The organism is Streptomyces zingiberis (assembly GCF_012034935.1).
GTDB classification, from domain to species: Bacteria; Actinomycetota; Actinomycetes; order Streptomycetales; family Streptomycetaceae; genus Streptomyces; species Streptomyces zingiberis.
Genome location: NZ_JAATEN010000004.1, coordinates 241,612 through 256,619 on the forward strand (window position 1 = coordinate 241,612; position 15,008 = coordinate 256,619).

Below are 15,008 nucleotides of genomic sequence, written 5' to 3' on the forward strand. Positions count from 1 at the left end.
TCGCGTGGGCGCGCCCGCGGGCCGGCGGCCCGGCCAGGTGCGGGGGCGAGGCGGTGACGCCGCCTCCCCGTCTCCCCGCCGGCCGGCCGCACCGCCGGGCCGCGCCGGTTCTCCGCCGTCCCGGCCGGGGTGCCCGCCCCGGCCCGTTCGCGTAGGGCTCAGTCCGGGTCGGAGGTCAGGGTGAACAGCCCGCCCTGGGAGTCCCGTACCTTCGCCCGCAGGCCGTGCTCCGACTCCTCCGGCGGCACCACGACCTCGCCGCCCGCAGCCACGGCCCGCTCCACCGCCGCGTTCACGTCCACCGCGCAGAAGTGCACATGCCAGCGCGGCCGGATCCGCGGATCCGGCGCCTCCTCCAGCGCGCCTCCGCGGAGCCCGCCCACCGGGCGGCCCTCCACCCGCAGCAGCACTTCCTCGTTGACGTACCGGACCTCGCAGCGCTCGGGCGGCTCGGTGTCCCAGCCCAGCGTCTCGCTGTAGAAGATGGTCGCCGCGAAGACGTCCCGGGTGCGCAGTTCCAGCCAGGCCGGGAAGCCCGGCCCGCGCCGCACCGGCCATTTCGGCTCGGTGACGCCCTCCCAGATCCCGAACGGCGCCCCCGTGGGGTCCGCCGCCCACGCGACCCGCCCCGGCCCGAACTCGATCGGGCCCACCGCCACCGTCGCCCCCCGCTCCCGGATCCGGTCCGCCGCCCGGTCGGCGCTCGACACGGCGAAGTACGGCGACCAGGCGACGGGAAACCCCATGGTCCGCGCCAGCGCGCCGACCCCCGCGACGGGCACGCCCCCGAGGTGCGCCACCCGGTACTCCCGGCGGTGGAAGCCCGGCTTGTACTCCCAGCCGAGTACGCGGCCGTAGAAGTCCATCGCCTCCTGGAGATCAGCGGTGATCAGGCTCACCCAGCACGGTGCGCCCTGGACCACGGGGTTCGCTGCCGGCATCCGGTCCGCCTCGCTCTCTGGCCGCCCCGGGGGCGGGGACCCCGCCACTGCCCTGCCACGACCTGTCACTGTGTCATCACCCGCCGTGCGCGGGGGGTGCGACGCACCCGGCCCGTCCCGTCCGTTCCCCGGTCCGCCGCGCCACCGGCCCGCCGGGCCGGCCCGGTGTCCCCGAGCCGGCCCCGTGGCTCACCGCCGGGCCCGGCTCGGCTGCACCCTGCGGGGCTCGCCGGGCGCCTTGGGGTGCTCCGGCGGGTACGGCAGGTCCTCCAGGCCGTGCTCGCGCTCGTCCCGGTCGGCCAGGTCGAGGGCGGCGTCCAGCCGGCCGGGGTGCTCGTCCATCTCCGCGTGGACGTCCCCCAGGTCGGCGAAGCGGACCGGCATGGTGGCCAGGTCGAAGTCCTCGGGCCGGGCGTCGGGGACCTCCTCCCAGCGGAGCGGGGCCGACACGGGCGCGTGCGGGCGGGGGCGGACCGAGTAGGCGCTCGCGATGGTGCGGTCCCGCGCGGTCTGGTTGTAGTCGACGAAGACCTTCGCGCCGCGCTCCTCCTTCCACCAGGCGGTGGTGATCCGCTGCGGCGCGCGCCGCTCCAGTTCCCGGGCTACGGCGATGGCGGCCCGCCGCACCTGCGGGAACGTCCACCGCGGCTCGATGGGGACGAAGACGTGCAGGCCCCGCCCGCCGGAGGTCTTCGGCCAGCCCCGGAGCCCCAGCCCGTCCAGCACGTCACGCAGTTCCAGGGCCGCGCGCACCGCGTCCCGGTAGCCGGTGCCCGGCTGCGGGTCGAGGTCGATCCGCAGCTCGTCCGGGTGTTCGGTGTCGCCGCGCCGCACCGGCCACGGGTGGAAGGTGAGGCAGCCCAGGTTCGCCGCCCACAGCACGGCGGCGGGCTCGGTGGGGCAGATCTCGTCCGCGTGCCGGCCGCTGGGGAAGGAGATCCGGCCGGTGGGGATCCACTCCGGGAGGTTCGCCGGGGCCCGCTTCTGGAAGAAGGACTCGCCCGTCACCCCGTCGGGGTAGCGCTCCAGGGTGGTGGGGCGGTTCCGCAGCGCGCGGATGATGCCGTCGCCGACCGCCAGGTAGTAGCGGGCGACGTCGAGCTTGGTGAAGCCGCGCTCCGGGAAGTAGACCTTCTGCGGGTTGGAGAGCGGCACGACCCGGCCGCCGACCGTGAGCTGCGCCGTCTCTGCCATGGCGCCACCGTAGGCCGCGGCGGGCCGGAGCGCCTCCCGGCGGCGTCCGCCCCGGTGCACCGCGCCCCGTTGGGCGTGGCCGGAGGCGGGACGCCGTGCCGAACCGCCGTGCCGAACCGCCGTGCCGAACCGCCGTGCCGAACCGCCGTGCCGAACCGCCGTGCCGAACCGCCGTGCCGAACCGCCGTGCCGGCGGACCTCGGCCCCCCGGATCCGTGCCCCGGTACGCCCCGGTCCGGGCGCCTGCCCGTCTCCGCCGCCCGGCCCGCGCCAGGGCGCGCCCCCCGGGCGGCTGCCGCACACTCGGGCCATGGACCTCCCGGTGATGCCGCCCGTCCGCCCGATGCTGGCCCGCACCGCCGCCCGCATCCCGCCGGACATGCTCTACGAGGCCAAGTGGGACGGCTTCCGCGCCCTGGTCTTCCGCGACGGCGAGGAGGTGCGGACCCTCAGCCGCTCCGGGCGGCCGCTGGACCGCTACTTCCCCGAACTGGTGACCGCCTTCCGCTCCGAGCTGCCCGAACGCTGCGTCCTCGACGGCGAGATCGTCGTCGCCCGCGGCCCCCGCCTCGACTTCGACGCGCTGCTGGAGCGGATCCACCCGGCGGACTCCCGGGTACGGCTGCTCGCCGAGCGCACCCCCGCGGCCTTCGTCGCCTTCGACGTGCTGGCGCTCGGCGACCGCTCACTGATGCACACGGCGCAGCGCGACCGGCGCGCGGAACTGGCGACGGCCCTCACCGCCACCGGCGAGCGGGTCTTCACCGCGCCGGCCACCTGGGACCTGGCTGCGGCCCGCCGCTGGTTCGACCAGTTCGAGGGCGCCGGCCTGGACGGCGTGGTGGCCAAACCGCCGGACCTGGGCTACCGCCCCGGCGAGCGGGTCATGGTGAAGGTCAAGCACGAGCGCACCGCGGACTGCGTGGTGGCCGGCCTCCGCCCGCACAAGAGCGGACCGGTGGTCGGCTCGCTGCTGCTCGGCCTGTACGACGGCGAGGGGCGGCTCCAGCACGTCGGGGTCTGCGCCGCTTTCCCGATGCGGCGCCGGGCGGAGCTGTGGGAGGAGCTGGCCCCGCTGCGCATGGACTCGGCGGAGGGGCACCCGTGGGAGGACTGGGCCCGGAAGGAGGCCCACGAACGGGACCGCATGCCCGGAGCGCCCAGCCGCTGGTCCGCGGGGAAGGACCTCTCCTGGGCGCCGCTGCGGCCGGAGCGGGTCCTGGAGGTGGCCTACGACCACATGCAGGCGGGGCGTTTCCGGCACACGGCCCGGTTCCGCCGCTGGCGGCCGGACCGTGAGCCGGAGTCGTGCACCTACGCCCAGGTGGAGGAGCCCGTGAACTACGACTTGTCGTCGGTGCTGGCGGGGTGAGCCCCGGCGGCGCCGGACGGCCCCGGCCGCTCCGGCTCCCTCCGCGCGGACCGGCGCAGCCGCGGGGGCCAGGCCCGGGTGTCGCGCGGCTCCACGTACGGCTCCTCGTCCCGCGGGTGACCGGCCTCCAGGGCGCGCTGACGGGCCAGTTCGGCGTCGAACTCCAGGCCGAGCAGGATCGCCAGATTGGAGATCCACAGCCAGATCAGGAAGACGACGACACCGGCCAGCGTGCCGTAGGTCTTGTTGTACGAGGCGAAGTTGGCCACGTAGAGCGCGAAGCCGCCGGAGGCCAGCAGCCAGAGCGCCACCGCGAGCACACTGCCCGGCGTCACCCAGCGGAAGCCGCGCCCGCGGACGTTGGGCGCGGCCCAGTACAGCATCGCGATCATCAGCACCACGAGAAACAGCAGCACCGGCCACTTGGCCACGGACCAGACGGTGATCGCCGTGTTTCCCAGCCCGATCATCTCCCCGGCGCGGCTGGCCAGCGGCCCGGTGAAGACCACGATCACGGCGCTGGCCGCGAGCAGCACCATCAGCGCCACGGTCAGCCCCAGCCGCAGCGGCGTCACCTTCCAGACGGGCCGGCCCTCCGGCAGGTCGTAGACGGCATTGGAGGTGCGGATGAACGCGGCGATGTAACCGGAGGCCGACCACACCGCGAAGAGCAGGCCGGCGATCGCGACGAGGCCGCTGGCCGAACCGTTGTCCTGGAGCTGGGACACCGCGCGGTCCAGGATGTCCCGCGCCGGGCCGGGCGCCAGGGTGTGCAGGTTGTCCAGCACCCGCCGGGTCGCGGTCTCGCCCACCACGCCGAGCAGCGACACCAGCACCAGCAGCGCCGGGAAGATCGACAGCACCCCGTAGTAGGTCAGGGCGGCGGCGCGGTCCTGAAGGTCGTCGTCGGCGAACTCCTTGACGGTCCGGCGCAGCACGTCCTTCCAGGAGCGGGACGCAAGCCCGGTGGGGCCGCCCGGGGCGGGGTCGTCGTCGCGGACCGGCTCACGGTCGTCGGAAGCTCTCATGTACTGCGGATCCCCCGGCGCGTGCCCGCCAACCGGGTGGGTTCGGCAGGGGCCGGGCAGTGAGCGGCGCCGGTGGCCGTCCGCCCTCCCCGGTGAGCGCCCTGTGAGGAAAACCACCCGCCCGCCTGGGGCCGGGCGCCGGGCAGGAGTTGGGGCGCCGCAGGCCCGTGCGGCGGGCCGGTCGGTTACCTCCCGCCGCGGCCGTCTGTGAGGATGGTGCGCCGTCGGCCCCGGTCCCGCGGCCCGTCCACGCGGCGGCCCCGGCGGCCGGAGCCGGCTGCCGGACCTCTCCCCGGCACCGCCGGCCCGGCACCCCGGCCCGCGACAGCCGGGGTGCCGGGCCGGGGGAAACACCCTGACCGCGGCCCGGGCGCGGACGCCCGCGGCGGCCAGGTCATGCGGGCCTGCCGCCCCCGGACGGCGGGGGCACCGGTGGTCCGGACGGCCGCCGGCGGCCGCCTCGCCCGGCTCCGCGCGGCCTGTCTCCATCCCGCCCGGTCCCCCTGGGGCCTCCCGGCCCCGCTCAGCCGCGCGCCGCCCGTGCCACCGCCCGCAGATAGCGGCCCACCGCACGGCGCTGCGCCCAGCGCCCCACCGGCCCCGCGAGCCGCGTCCAGCCGTTTCCGGCCCGGGAGAAGACGGCGATCTCGGCCCGTACCCACCCGTCCGCGTCCCGTACCACGGTGAAGGACTCCTCACCGCACTCCGGGTGGCCGGGCAGCGACCCGTAGCCGAAGCCCGCCCGGTCCGGCCCGTCCTCCGTCCAGATCACCCGGCAGGGGACCGGCGGCAGCGGCAGCCGCAGCCCGCCCGGCCGGGCGAGCAGCATCACCGTCGCCCCCTCGGCGGGCGGGAACCCCGGGCGGACCGTGAGCCCCAGCGACCGCTGCGGGCCCCAGCCCAGGACGGAGTCCCGGGCCCGCGCGAAGACCTCCGGGCCCCGGCCGATCCGCAGGGAGCGCCGGGCACGGGTGGGATATCCGGCCGGGAGGGGGCCGTCGCAGGTGGCGCCCACCTCGGGATACGTCGGCCGGGCGGCGCACGCGGCCCGGTACGCCTGCTGGACGTCCTGTGCCATGGGGCGACTGTAGGCCAGGGGGCCAGGGGCGGACGGGGCAGGGGTGGCCCGCCCGGCGGTGGATTCAGGTCGGCCGATCGTGCGTGTACCGGTTCCACGGAGAGGTCAATACCATCCAGAGGCCGGCATCCGCACCGCCGCGGTGCGGTGGGCCTCTGAGACCCGGGGACGGCGCCGATCGGGGGGCGATCCCCCGGTGACGGCCCGCTGTCCCGGGGGTGTGCGGGTGGAGCGAGGGTTTCCAGGGGGGAGAGCATGCTTGCCGAGACGGTGTTCCATACCGACGACGTACCGCCGGGCCTGGGGGTGGACTCGTTCGTGGAGCGGCTGTCCCGGTCGCATGCGCCCATGACCGCGAACAGCGGGCCGGGCGAGGACTTCGCGGCACACCAGCGGCATTTCGCCCTGGGCAGGCTGTCCGTGTACACCTCGGAGATCCACCCCTTGTCGGTGATCAGGACACCGCGACTGATCCGCCGGTCGGACCCGGAGATGTACCACCTGTCGCTGATCACCAAGGGCACGGTCGGCCTCACCATCGACGACCGTGACAGTCTGTACGGCCCGCTGGCGATGCGCACCAACGAGTCCTCGCGGCCGTTCGAGATACGGCTGGGCACCGATGGCGAAGCCATCGAGGCCGTCAGCGTGGACCTGCCGAAGGCCGTGCTGCCGCTGCCCCCGGCCCGGGCCGACCGGGTCATCGGACGCCCGCTCGACGGGCGCGGCGGCGTCGGGGCCCTGCTCGCCGGCTTCCTCACCACCCTGGCCGCGGGCACCCGTTCCTACACCGGGGCCGACGTACCGCGGCTGGAGACGGTCCTGACCGACCTGCTCGCCACGCTCTTCGCCCACGAACTGGACACGCTCGACGCCCTCCCCGCGGAGACCCGCCGGCACACCCTCACCCTGCGTATCCGCTCCTTCATCCACCAGCGCCTCGGCGACCCGGAACTCACCCCGCACGCCGTCGCCGCCGCCCACCACATCTCCGTCAGCCAACTGCACCGGATCTTCCGCGAGGAGGCTCCGGCGGGGGGCGGGCCGGACACGGTGATGGGTTACATCCGCGCCCAGCGCCTGGAACGGGCCCGGCGCGACCTCGCGGACCCGGCGCTGCGGACCCGGTCGATCGGCGAGATCGCGCTCCGCCGGGGCTTCACCCACCACGTCGTCTTCACCCGTGCCTTCCGCGCGGCCTACGGCATCGCGCCGCGCGACTACCGGCACCTGGAACTCGGGGATCCCGTGCGGAGTACGGGGCCCGTACCGCCGGCGACGGGCCCCGGGGCACCGGCCGCTCGGAACGGAGCGTCAAAGAACCTGCCACCGGCCGTCAACGACGTGGCACCTCCGCGCCTGGCAACCTGACGTCCGGTAGCACACAGGCCTGATGGCCGATGAGACAGAGGGGGAAGAATGAACAGCATCCGACGGGTCGGCAGCACGTGTGCCGCGGTGGCACTTCTCGCGGCCGGCGGGATCGCGGTGGCGAGCCCGGCCGTGGCCTCCGCGGAGGGCGCGGCGTGTACGACCTACGCCGCGAAGGAGACCGTGAACATCCGCAACAAGCCCTCCACGAGCGGTGCGGTGGTGGGCAGCCTGACCAAGGGCAGGACGGTGTGCGGGACCGTGGTCAAGGGCGACAGCCACACCGCCTGCGGCGTGACGTCCTCCGCGTGGGTCAGGTTCAAGGAGAACCTCTACGTCGCCGGGGCGTGCATGAAGGTGGGCAAGACCCCGCTGTAACACTCCGGTGTGGGACGGCTCTTCCGCCGTGTGCGCGTCCGGACGTCCCCGGAGACCGGCTGTCTCCGGGGACGTCCCCATGAGGTGCGGCGGCCCCCGCCGCGCCGGACTCCGCGACCGCCGGGGCGCCGGCGCCGTCCGGACCCAGGTGGAGAAGACCATCCGCGGCGGGCCAGGACCGGGCCCTCGCCACCGTGGCCGATCGCCGGCGCGAGGTTCCCGGCGGGGCTCGGGGGGAGCGCGTGAGGGGAGCGGAGGCTTGCGTACCCGCCTGGGTACGGGGCCTGCCGGGCCCTCACCGGACCGCCCGGGTCTCCCGGACCTCCGGATCGCCGGGCGCCCGCGGCGGGCACTCCGTGTAATCCTTCCCTCCGGCCTCCGTGACACGTGGTTTGCCCGGTTCTGTGCGGGTTACCGCTGACCGCAGGCCCCGTGAACCGGGGGCGTGAGCGTACGGCCGCGCGCGACCGCGCGAGCCCCGGGCCGTCCGGCCCCGGGGCACCACCACGGCGAGCGGCGGCGCGATCGAGCAGAGGCGGAGGGCTGACGTGGACCGGGAACCGCGGAACACCCCCACGGGCGGCACCGGCGCCCCGTCCGGCGGCCCGCGGGGAGCCGGCCCCGGCGCGGCGGACTTCCGGCGGACACGCGGCAGGCGGGTGCCCCGGGCGCCCGCCGCGACGAGCCCGGGCGGGGCCGCCTCGCCGCCCCGGGCCGCGCCGCCGTCCGGGCCGCCTCCGTCCGGGCCCGCGACGGCGCGCGACGCCACGCGGGCGGGCCCGCCGTCCGGGGACGGCCCCCCTGCCGCCTGTGACGCGGCGCCCGCTCCCCCCGCCGCCCGCCGCCGCGCGCCCGGTCACGAGGCCCCGGGAGCCTGCCGCATGCAGGCGATTCTGGAGGCCACCAAACAGGTCGCCGGGCTGCTGAAGGCCGCCGGGTACCCTTTCGCCCTGGCCGGCGGCGTCGCCGCGTACGCCCACGGCAACATGGCGCGGCTGGAGCACGACGCCGACTTCTGCGTGCTGCCCGAGGACGCCGAGGCGGTCGCCGCCACCTTGCGCACCGGCGGTCTCACCGTCTACGACCCGCCCGAGGACTGGCTGTTCAAGGCGCGCTGCCGCGGCCAGGACGTCGACTTCATCTACGAGCTCAAACAGCAGCCGGTGACCCCGGAACTGCTCGGCCGGGCCCGGCCCCTGCCGGTGGACTCCGTCGTCATGCCCGTCCTGCCCCCCACGGACCTGCTGATCGGACTGCTCAACGCCTTCTGCGAGCACCACTGCGACTTCGGTGGCGTGCTGCCGCTGGCCCGCACCCTGCGCGAGAAGATCGACTGGGACCGGGTCCGCGCCACCTGCGGCGACGCGGCCATGCCGGACGCCTTCCTCTACCTCCTCGAACGCCTGGACGTGATCGCCCCGCGCGTCCGCCCCACCCCGGACCCCGGCCGGCCGGGGCGGACGGGACAGCGCGAACAGCACGAACAGCGTGAACGAGGTGACCAGCGCGACCGGCCCCGACCGCAGGGGAGCCCGGGGCCGGCCGCCGGTCCCGGGCCGAACCCCCGCCCCGGACCTGGTCCCGGCCCCGGTCCCGCCCCCGGCCCCGGCCCCGCCCTCGGGCACGCCACCGTCCCCGGCGGGGAGGCCGGCCCCGCGCCGCGGTCCTGCGGATACGGGGACGAGCCCACCGCGATGTCCACCGCGCACGGCGGCTGCCCCGAGCCCGCGGCGCACGCCCGGCACGCCACCGCCCCCGGTCCCGCCCGCCCCCGGCAGCACCCCGCCCGCCCGGAGGGAGCAGGCCAGGACGATCCCGGCCCGCCGGCCACCGGGACGTCCGGTGAGCCGGACACCTCCTGGCACGGCCGCCGCCCCGAACCGGAAGGACACCGCGCATGACCTCCCAGCCCCCGCCCGGCCCCGCCGGACCGGCCGCGTCCGGCGGGGCCACCGGCGATTCCGGCCCCGCGGCCGGCATCGAGTACCGCCTCGCCCACCTCCAGGAACGCCTCGCCCGCGAAGGCAGCGGTGACATGGGCATCCGCCTGGAACTGCGCGGCGGCTGCCTGCTGCTCACCGGGACGGTGCCCTCGGCCGCCGTCCGCGCGGAGATCCTCCGCATCGTCGCCGAGACCCTGCCGGACGTGCCCGTACGCGGCGACATCGCGCTCACCGACCACCGCGCGCCCGACCGCCCGGAGGAGGTCTCGTGATCCGCGTGGCCGCCGTCGGCGACATCCACATGGCCCCCGACACCCGGGGCCTGCTCCGCCCCGCCTTCGACACCCTCGGCGACCACGCCGACCTGCTGCTCCTCGCGGGGGACCTCACCCGGCACGGCACCCCGGAGGAGGCCCGCGTCGTCGCCGGCGAGATCGCGGGGCTGCCCGTGCCCGTCATCGCCGTCCTGGGCAACCACGACCACCAGGACGACCGCCCCGGGGAACTCGCCGACATCCTGCGGGACGCCGGGGCGACCGTCCTCGAAGGCACCGCCACCACGCTGGACATCGGCGGCACCACCGTCGGCGTCGCCGGGGCGAAAGGCTTCTGCGGCGGCTTCGCGGGGCGCAGCGCGGGGGAGTTCGGCGAGCCCGAGATGAAGGCGTTCGTGCGCGCCACCCGGCTCGGTGCCGACAGCCTGCGCGCGGCGCTCGACGGGCTGGCCGGCGACGGCTGCGTGGTGCGGATCGCCCTCACCCACTTCTCCCCCGTGCGCGACACCCTCGCCGGTGAGCCCCTGGAGATCTTCCCCTTCCTCGGCAGCTACCAGCTGGCCGAGGCCATCGACGGCGCCGGGGCCGACCTCGCCGTGCACGGCCACGCGCATCTGGGCACCGAGCACGGCATGACCGCCGGCGGGGTGCCGGTCCGCAACGTGGCGCAGCCGGTCATCCGGCGTGCGTTCGCCGTCTACCACCTGGCCTGCGACCCACGGCCGGGGCCCGGCGGCCCGGGGGACAGCCGGCGCGCGGGGCCGGGGGAGGGCCCGCGGCACGGCCCGGGGCACGGCCCGCGAGCCGCCCCGCCCACGCCGGGCCGGGAACCCGCCGACCGGCACTGATTGCATCGCCCCGCCGCGGGTACTGCGGACGGGCGGCGGTGACCCACGACGGAGACCCCACAACGGCGACCCCACGACGGACACGCCACGACGCGTCCGGTCCCGCACCACCTGGATGGAGGAGCCATGGCCGAGCGGGCCGACCCCACCGGACCCCGGAAGCCCCGGAAGCCCCGGAGAACCCGGATCGGCGCCGCGCTCCCGGCCGGCCCCCGGCCCTGCGCCCACCCCGGCCGGGACCCCCAACCCCGGCCGTACGGCCACCGGGACGGCCCCGGCCCCCGAACGGCCCCGGCCTCCGGCGCCCGTCCGCAACGGGCCGGCCGTCCTCCCAGGGAAGTGAACCGTCCGCAGCGGAAAGGAGACCAGCCCATGGAGACGGTCACAGCGACCGCGGCGGCGACCGCGCCCGGGCCGGCCGGTGCCCCACCGGGGACCGCCCCGCCACCGGCCGCCCAGCGGCCCCCCGGGGCCGGAACGGCGGCGGGGCCCGCCCCCGCCCCCGACCCCGGCGAGCCGTGGCGGCACGCCGTCGTCACCGCCGGCTCGGGTTTTCTCGGCTCCCACCTCTGCGCGGCGCTGCTGGCCCGCGGCACCGCGGTGACCTGCGTGGACGACTTCTCCACCGGGACCCCGGAGAACATCGCCGAGTTCCGGGGACACCCCGGCTTCACGCTGCTCCACGCCGACGTCACCGAGCCGTTCGACACCCGCCGGCTCCCCGGGGAGACGGACCTGGTGCTCCACCTCCTCACCCCGCCCTCCCCGGCGGGCCCTCCCCGGCTGCCCCCGCACATCGGCGGCCCGGGCACCCGTAACGCCCTGGAACTCGCCCGCGCCCGTGGCGCCCGCTTCCTCCTCACCTCCACCGCCGAGACCCACGGCGGCCTGCGGTGGCACCGGCGCGACGAGCGCCACCGGGCCGGCGCCCACCCCGCCGGCCCGCGCCGGAACCGCCGCCACGCCGAGGCGGAGCACACCGCTCCGGCGCTCACGGCCACCGGCGCGGACCTCCCCGGCGCGGGCACCGGAATCGTCCGGCTGTTCCCCACCTACGGGCCCCGGATGCGCGGACACGACGGGCCGCCCGTCCCCACCTTCATCCGCCAGGCGCTCGCCGGTGAGCCGCTGACCGTCGCCGGTGACGGCCGCCGGACCCACTTCCTGTGCCATGTCGACGACGCCGTGCGCGGCATCCTCGCCGCGGCCGACGCCGATCCGCCGGGACCGGTCGACATCGGCAGTCCCCATGCGATCACCGAACTCGACCTGGCGGGGAAGATCATCGCCCTCTCCGGATCCCCGTCCACCGTCCGCTCCGCCGCACGCCCGGCCGGCCACCCGGCGGCGCGCCGCCCGGACCTCGGCCGCGCCCGGGGCACACTGCGGTGGCAGCCACGCGTCGACACCGGCGACGGGCTGGCCCGGACCATCGCCTGGTACCGGGAGCGCACCGCGGCCCGGGCCGCCTGAAGCCGCGGCCCGGCGCGCGACGAACGCCACCGGCCGCACCGGACCGCCGCCCGCCACCACCGGCGGACCGCGGGGACGGGTCCGTGCCCGGCGCCGAAACCTCCGACTCCGGCCCGGGCCGGCCCCGGCCCACCCCTCACACCTCACACCTCACCGACCTGGCGGGAACACCCGGCCGCCGCGCCCGACCCGGCCGATCACCGGCCCCCTCCGATCCGCCGCATTCCGGGCCCCCGGGGAGCGGCGCCGGACCGGAACCGGTGGCGCCGGACCCGACCGCCCCCGAACCCCGTCCTGCCGCGATCCCGCGGCCCCGGCCACCGAAAGAGCGGAGCTCATGCGCATCCTCGGAATCAACGCACTCTTCCACGACCCCGCCGCCGCGCTCGTCGTCGACGGGCACACCGTCGCCGCCGCCGAGGAGGAGCGCTTCTCCCGGCGCGAACACGGCAAACGCCCGCTGCCCTTCGCCGCCTGGGAACTCCCCGAGCAGGCCGCCGCCTGGTGCCTCGCCGAGGCGGGCCTGCGCCCCCGGGACCTCGACGCCGTCGCCTACTCGTTCGACCCAGGGCTCGCCCGGCCCCCCGAGGCCATGGGCCTGGACGACCCCTGGGACCATCTGCGCCTCATCTACGCCCGCGAGGCCCCGAGGTTCCTCGCGGCCGCCCTCCCCGGACTCGACCCGGAGAAGGTCCGCTTCGTCCCGCACCACCTGGCGCACGCCGCCTCCGCCGCCTTCGCCGCGCCCGGCGCCGAGACCTCCTCCGTCCTCGTCGTCGACGGACGCGGCGAGGCCACCTCCCACCTCGCCGGGCGGCGCGTCGGCGACCGCATCGAAACCCTCTACGAGCAGGGGCTGCCGCACAGCCTCGGCCTGGTCTACGAGGAACTCACCGAGCACCTGGGCTTCCCCCGCGCCTCCGGCGAACCCGAGGTGATGGCCCTCGCCGCCCACGGCAGCCCGCGTATGCTGCCCGAACTGCGCCGTTACATCCACCCCACCGGCGACGGCGGGTTCCGCGCGGCCGGCGTGCCCTGGCCGGAACTCTCCTCGCGGCTGCGCCCCGGCGAGGCCTGGGCGCAGGAACACGCGGACCTCGCCGCAGGCGTCCAGGCCGCCCTGGAGGAGACCCTGCTCGACCTCGCCCGCTGGCTGCACGGCCGCACCCACGACACCGTGCTGACCATGGCCGGGAGCGTGGCGCTCAACTCCGCCGCCACCTCCCGGATCGCCCGCGAGGGCCCCTTCGGCCGGGTGTGGGTGCAGCCCGCCCCGGGAGACGCCGGCACCGCCCTCGGGGGCGCGCTCCACCTCGCCGCCGACGGCGGCGACCGCACCGAGCCGCTCACCGGCGCCGACCTGGGCCGCCGCTGGTCCGACAGCGAGCTCGAGGGCTGGCTGAAGACCGCCGCCGTCCCCTACGAGCGTCCCGCCGACATCGCCGAGGCCGTCGCCGAGGCGCTGGCCGGCGACGAGATCGTCGCCTGGTTCCAGGGCCGCTCGGAGTACGGGCCGCGGGCGCTCGGGCACCGTTCCCTCCTCGCCCACCCCGGCCGCTCCGGCAACCTCGAACGCCTCAACGACATCAAAGGCCGCGCCCGGTTCCGCCCCGTCGCCCCGATGGTCCTCGCCGACCGCGCCGCGGAGATCTTCGACGGGCCGCTGCCCAGCCCGTACATGCTCTTCACGCACGAGGTCGCCGGGGAGTGGCGGGAACGCCTCCCGGCCGTCGTCCACGTGGACGGCACCGCGCGCGTCCAGACCGTCGACCCGGCCATGGAACCGCTGGCCGCCCGGATGCTCGGCGCCTTCGAACGGCGGACGGGGCTGCCCGTCGTCGTCAACACCGGCCTGAGCACCGCCGGCCGGCCGCTGGTGGACGATCCGCGCGACGCGCTGGAGTACTTCGGCTCCTCGCCCGTCGACCTGCTGGCCCTCGGCCCCTTCGTGATCCGGCGCGCGGCCTTCTTCGGTGGCCGGGGCGGTGCGGCCGCGTCGGCGGAGCAGGTGATCGTCAGGGGCACGGCGGGGGAGGAGGGCCTCGCCACCGCGGGCACCGTCCCCTCCTACGCGGCCCCCGGCGGCGCCTCCGCCGGTACCGCCGGCCCGCCGCCGGTCACGGAACCGGCGCCGGCCGCCCGGGCGGCGACCGCGGCCACGGGTGCCGGGCCGGCGGTCACGGCCACCGGTCCAGGGCCGGCGGTGGCAGCTCCGCCGACCGGGACCACCCGCCCGTCCCGCGCCGGCCGCGTGGCGAAACACTGACCCGGGCGGGTGACGAGACGCCCGCCGGAGACGGAACCGCGACGGAGCGGCGCGGAGCCGGGCGGCGTGATGCGGCACGGAAGGGCGCGTACGCCGCCGCGCGGTTCCGGCCCGCCCGTTTCCGACCGGCGGCCCGGCGGGCCCCGGCCGCCCCGGCGTGGCACACGGGAAGACGCTCGCTCTTCCCTGCGAAGCGGACGATTCCGGTGGAGAACCCAAGGATGGCGTACAGAAGTGATCTAAGGGCTTCGACCTGAAAAACCCTCACGAATCGCCCGCATTCTTCCGGAGACTGGCCACATGGACATCCTCCGGCGCACCGCCACCCTCACCGCGGCGGCCTCCGCCCTCGCCGCCGCCTCGCTGGCGACGGCCCCCGCCGCCACGGCCGACTCCTACAAGGGCTGCGCGTATCCGCGTGTCTGCTTCTACCTCACCGACTACGACTGGAACCGGTCCACCCCGACCGCCTCCTACCGCGACGTCACGCCCTCCTACCAGAATCTCGGCTCCCGCAGCCGCGGCGCGAACTGGGTCGTCAACACCCGCAACGACGACCGCGCCTCTCTGCGGTACACCACCGGCTCGGGCACCCGGTACCTCTGCCTCCCGCCCGACCACCACATCAACTTCCCGGCCGGGATGACGGTCACCGGCATCAGGATCGACACCGCGGCCACCTGCTGACCGGCACCACGCCGCCGCCCCGGGCCGCCCACCCCTCCACCGGGCGGGCCCGGGGCGGCTCCACCCCGCCGGGAAGAGGCCGCGCAACGGCGGTCTGAACGGGCCCGGAACGGGGGCGATTTCGCGGCGAACGGGCGGGGCGTCACCCTCCCGG

General features: G+C 76.7%; 11 protein-coding genes and 2 pseudogenes. 9 read left to right on the forward strand and 4 right to left on the reverse strand.

Going from position 1 to position 15,008, the window contains the following annotated elements; translation table 11 throughout:
- Positions 1 to 158: 158 nt before the first annotated feature.
- Together HCK00_RS07030 and ligD are read right to left on the reverse strand one after the other, a co-directional pair.
- Positions 159 to 941: a VOC family protein gene (locus tag HCK00_RS07030; protein ID WP_168100901.1), complete on the reverse strand. Its 783-nt coding sequence runs from the start codon at positions 939 to 941 to the stop codon at positions 159 to 161.
- Positions 942 to 1,130: 189 nt separating this feature from the next.
- A complete protein-coding gene (gene ligD / locus HCK00_RS07035; protein ID WP_168100902.1) occupies positions 1,131 to 2,135 on the reverse strand; it encodes a non-homologous end-joining DNA ligase in 1,005 nt (334 codons plus the stop codon).
- 310 nt (positions 2,136 to 2,445) lie between these two features.
- Between ligD and HCK00_RS07040 the strand changes: the two genes are divergently transcribed.
- Positions 2,446 to 3,507 (forward strand): ATP-dependent DNA ligase, encoded by a 1,062-nt coding sequence (locus tag HCK00_RS07040; protein WP_168100903.1) that lies wholly within the window; start codon positions 2,446 to 2,448, stop codon positions 3,505 to 3,507.
- On the opposite strand, the gene HCK00_RS07045 is transcribed toward HCK00_RS07040, so the two are convergent.
- Positions 3,477 to 4,535, reverse strand: a complete 1,059-nt coding sequence (locus HCK00_RS07045) for a YihY/virulence factor BrkB family protein (RefSeq protein ID WP_240965318.1) — start codon at positions 4,533 to 4,535, stop codon at positions 3,477 to 3,479. The two genes, HCK00_RS07040 and HCK00_RS07045, sit on opposite strands and share 31 nt — an antisense overlap.
- A gap of 523 nt (positions 4,536 to 5,058) precedes the next feature.
- On the reverse strand, positions 5,059 to 5,613 hold the full coding sequence (locus HCK00_RS07050; RefSeq protein WP_168100905.1) for a DUF1990 domain-containing protein: 555 nt from the start codon (positions 5,611 to 5,613) through the stop codon (positions 5,059 to 5,061).
- A gap of 255 nt (positions 5,614 to 5,868) precedes the next feature.
- On the opposite strand from HCK00_RS07050, the gene HCK00_RS07055 reads away from it, so the two are divergent.
- From HCK00_RS07055 to HCK00_RS07090, 8 genes and pseudogenes are all read left to right on the forward strand, one after another.
- Positions 5,869 to 6,984, forward strand: coding sequence for an AraC-like ligand-binding domain-containing protein (locus tag HCK00_RS07055; protein ID WP_168100906.1), 1,116 nt, complete (start codon positions 5,869 to 5,871; stop codon positions 6,982 to 6,984).
- Positions 6,985 to 7,032: 48 nt separating this feature from the next.
- Entirely contained in the window at positions 7,033 to 7,362 is a 330-nt protein-coding gene (locus HCK00_RS07060; protein WP_168100907.1) for an SH3 domain-containing protein, read from the forward strand.
- 878 nt (positions 7,363 to 8,240) lie between these two features.
- A pseudogene (locus HCK00_RS07065) lies at positions 8,241 to 8,792 on the forward strand (nucleotidyltransferase family protein); the annotation flags it as partial.
- A 467-nt stretch (positions 8,793 to 9,259) separates the two neighbouring features.
- The gene (locus HCK00_RS07070; RefSeq protein ID WP_206320025.1) at positions 9,260 to 9,577 is read left to right on the forward strand and encodes a BON domain-containing protein; all 318 of its coding nucleotides are present in this window, start codon (positions 9,260 to 9,262) and stop codon (positions 9,575 to 9,577) included.
- Positions 9,574 to 10,428 carry a metallophosphoesterase family protein gene (locus tag HCK00_RS07075; protein ID WP_168100908.1) on the forward strand — a complete coding sequence of 285 codons (855 nt, stop codon included), beginning with the start codon at positions 9,574 to 9,576 and terminating at the stop codon, positions 10,426 to 10,428. Before HCK00_RS07070 ends, HCK00_RS07075 begins: the two co-directional genes overlap by 4 nt.
- A gap of 372 nt (positions 10,429 to 10,800) precedes the next feature.
- Complete coding sequence (locus HCK00_RS07080; protein ID WP_168100909.1) at positions 10,801 to 11,901, forward strand: NAD-dependent epimerase/dehydratase family protein; 1,101 nt, start codon at positions 10,801 to 10,803, stop codon at positions 11,899 to 11,901.
- A 337-nt stretch (positions 11,902 to 12,238) separates the two neighbouring features.
- Positions 12,239 to 13,873 (forward strand): annotated as a pseudogene (locus tag HCK00_RS07085) (carbamoyltransferase family protein); the annotation flags it as partial.
- Positions 13,874 to 14,467: 594 nt separating this feature from the next.
- Positions 14,468 to 14,854 (forward strand): hypothetical protein, encoded by a 387-nt coding sequence (locus tag HCK00_RS07090; protein ID WP_168100910.1) that lies wholly within the window; start codon positions 14,468 to 14,470, stop codon positions 14,852 to 14,854.
- Positions 14,855 to 15,008: the final 154 nt, after the last annotated feature.

What these genes read in the sequence shown, in the direction of transcription:
- HCK00_RS07030 (WP_168100901.1), bottom strand. Translation starts at nt 941, where the DNA reads ATGCCGGCAGCGAACCCCGTGGTCCAGGGCGCACCGTGCTGGGTGAGC.
- HCK00_RS07050 (WP_168100905.1), bottom strand. Translation starts at nt 5,613, where the DNA reads ATGGCACAGGACGTCCAGCAGGCGTACCGGGCCGCGTGCGCCGCCCGG.
- HCK00_RS07040 (WP_168100903.1), top strand. Translation starts at nt 2,446, where the DNA reads ATGGACCTCCCGGTGATGCCGCCCGTCCGCCCGATGCTGGCCCGCACC.
- ligD (WP_168100902.1), bottom strand. Translation starts at nt 2,135, where the DNA reads ATGGCAGAGACGGCGCAGCTCACGGTCGGCGGCCGGGTCGTGCCGCTC.
- HCK00_RS07070 (WP_206320025.1), top strand. Translation starts at nt 9,260, where the DNA reads ATGACCTCCCAGCCCCCGCCCGGCCCCGCCGGACCGGCCGCGTCCGGC.
- HCK00_RS07060 (WP_168100907.1), top strand. Translation starts at nt 7,033, where the DNA reads ATGAACAGCATCCGACGGGTCGGCAGCACGTGTGCCGCGGTGGCACTT.
- HCK00_RS07090 (WP_168100910.1), top strand. Translation starts at nt 14,468, where the DNA reads ATGGACATCCTCCGGCGCACCGCCACCCTCACCGCGGCGGCCTCCGCC.
- HCK00_RS07045 (WP_240965318.1), bottom strand. Translation starts at nt 4,535, where the DNA reads ATGAGAGCTTCCGACGACCGTGAGCCGGTCCGCGACGACGACCCCGCC.
- HCK00_RS07080 (WP_168100909.1), top strand. Translation starts at nt 10,801, where the DNA reads ATGGAGACGGTCACAGCGACCGCGGCGGCGACCGCGCCCGGGCCGGCC.
- HCK00_RS07055 (WP_168100906.1), top strand. Translation starts at nt 5,869, where the DNA reads ATGCTTGCCGAGACGGTGTTCCATACCGACGACGTACCGCCGGGCCTG.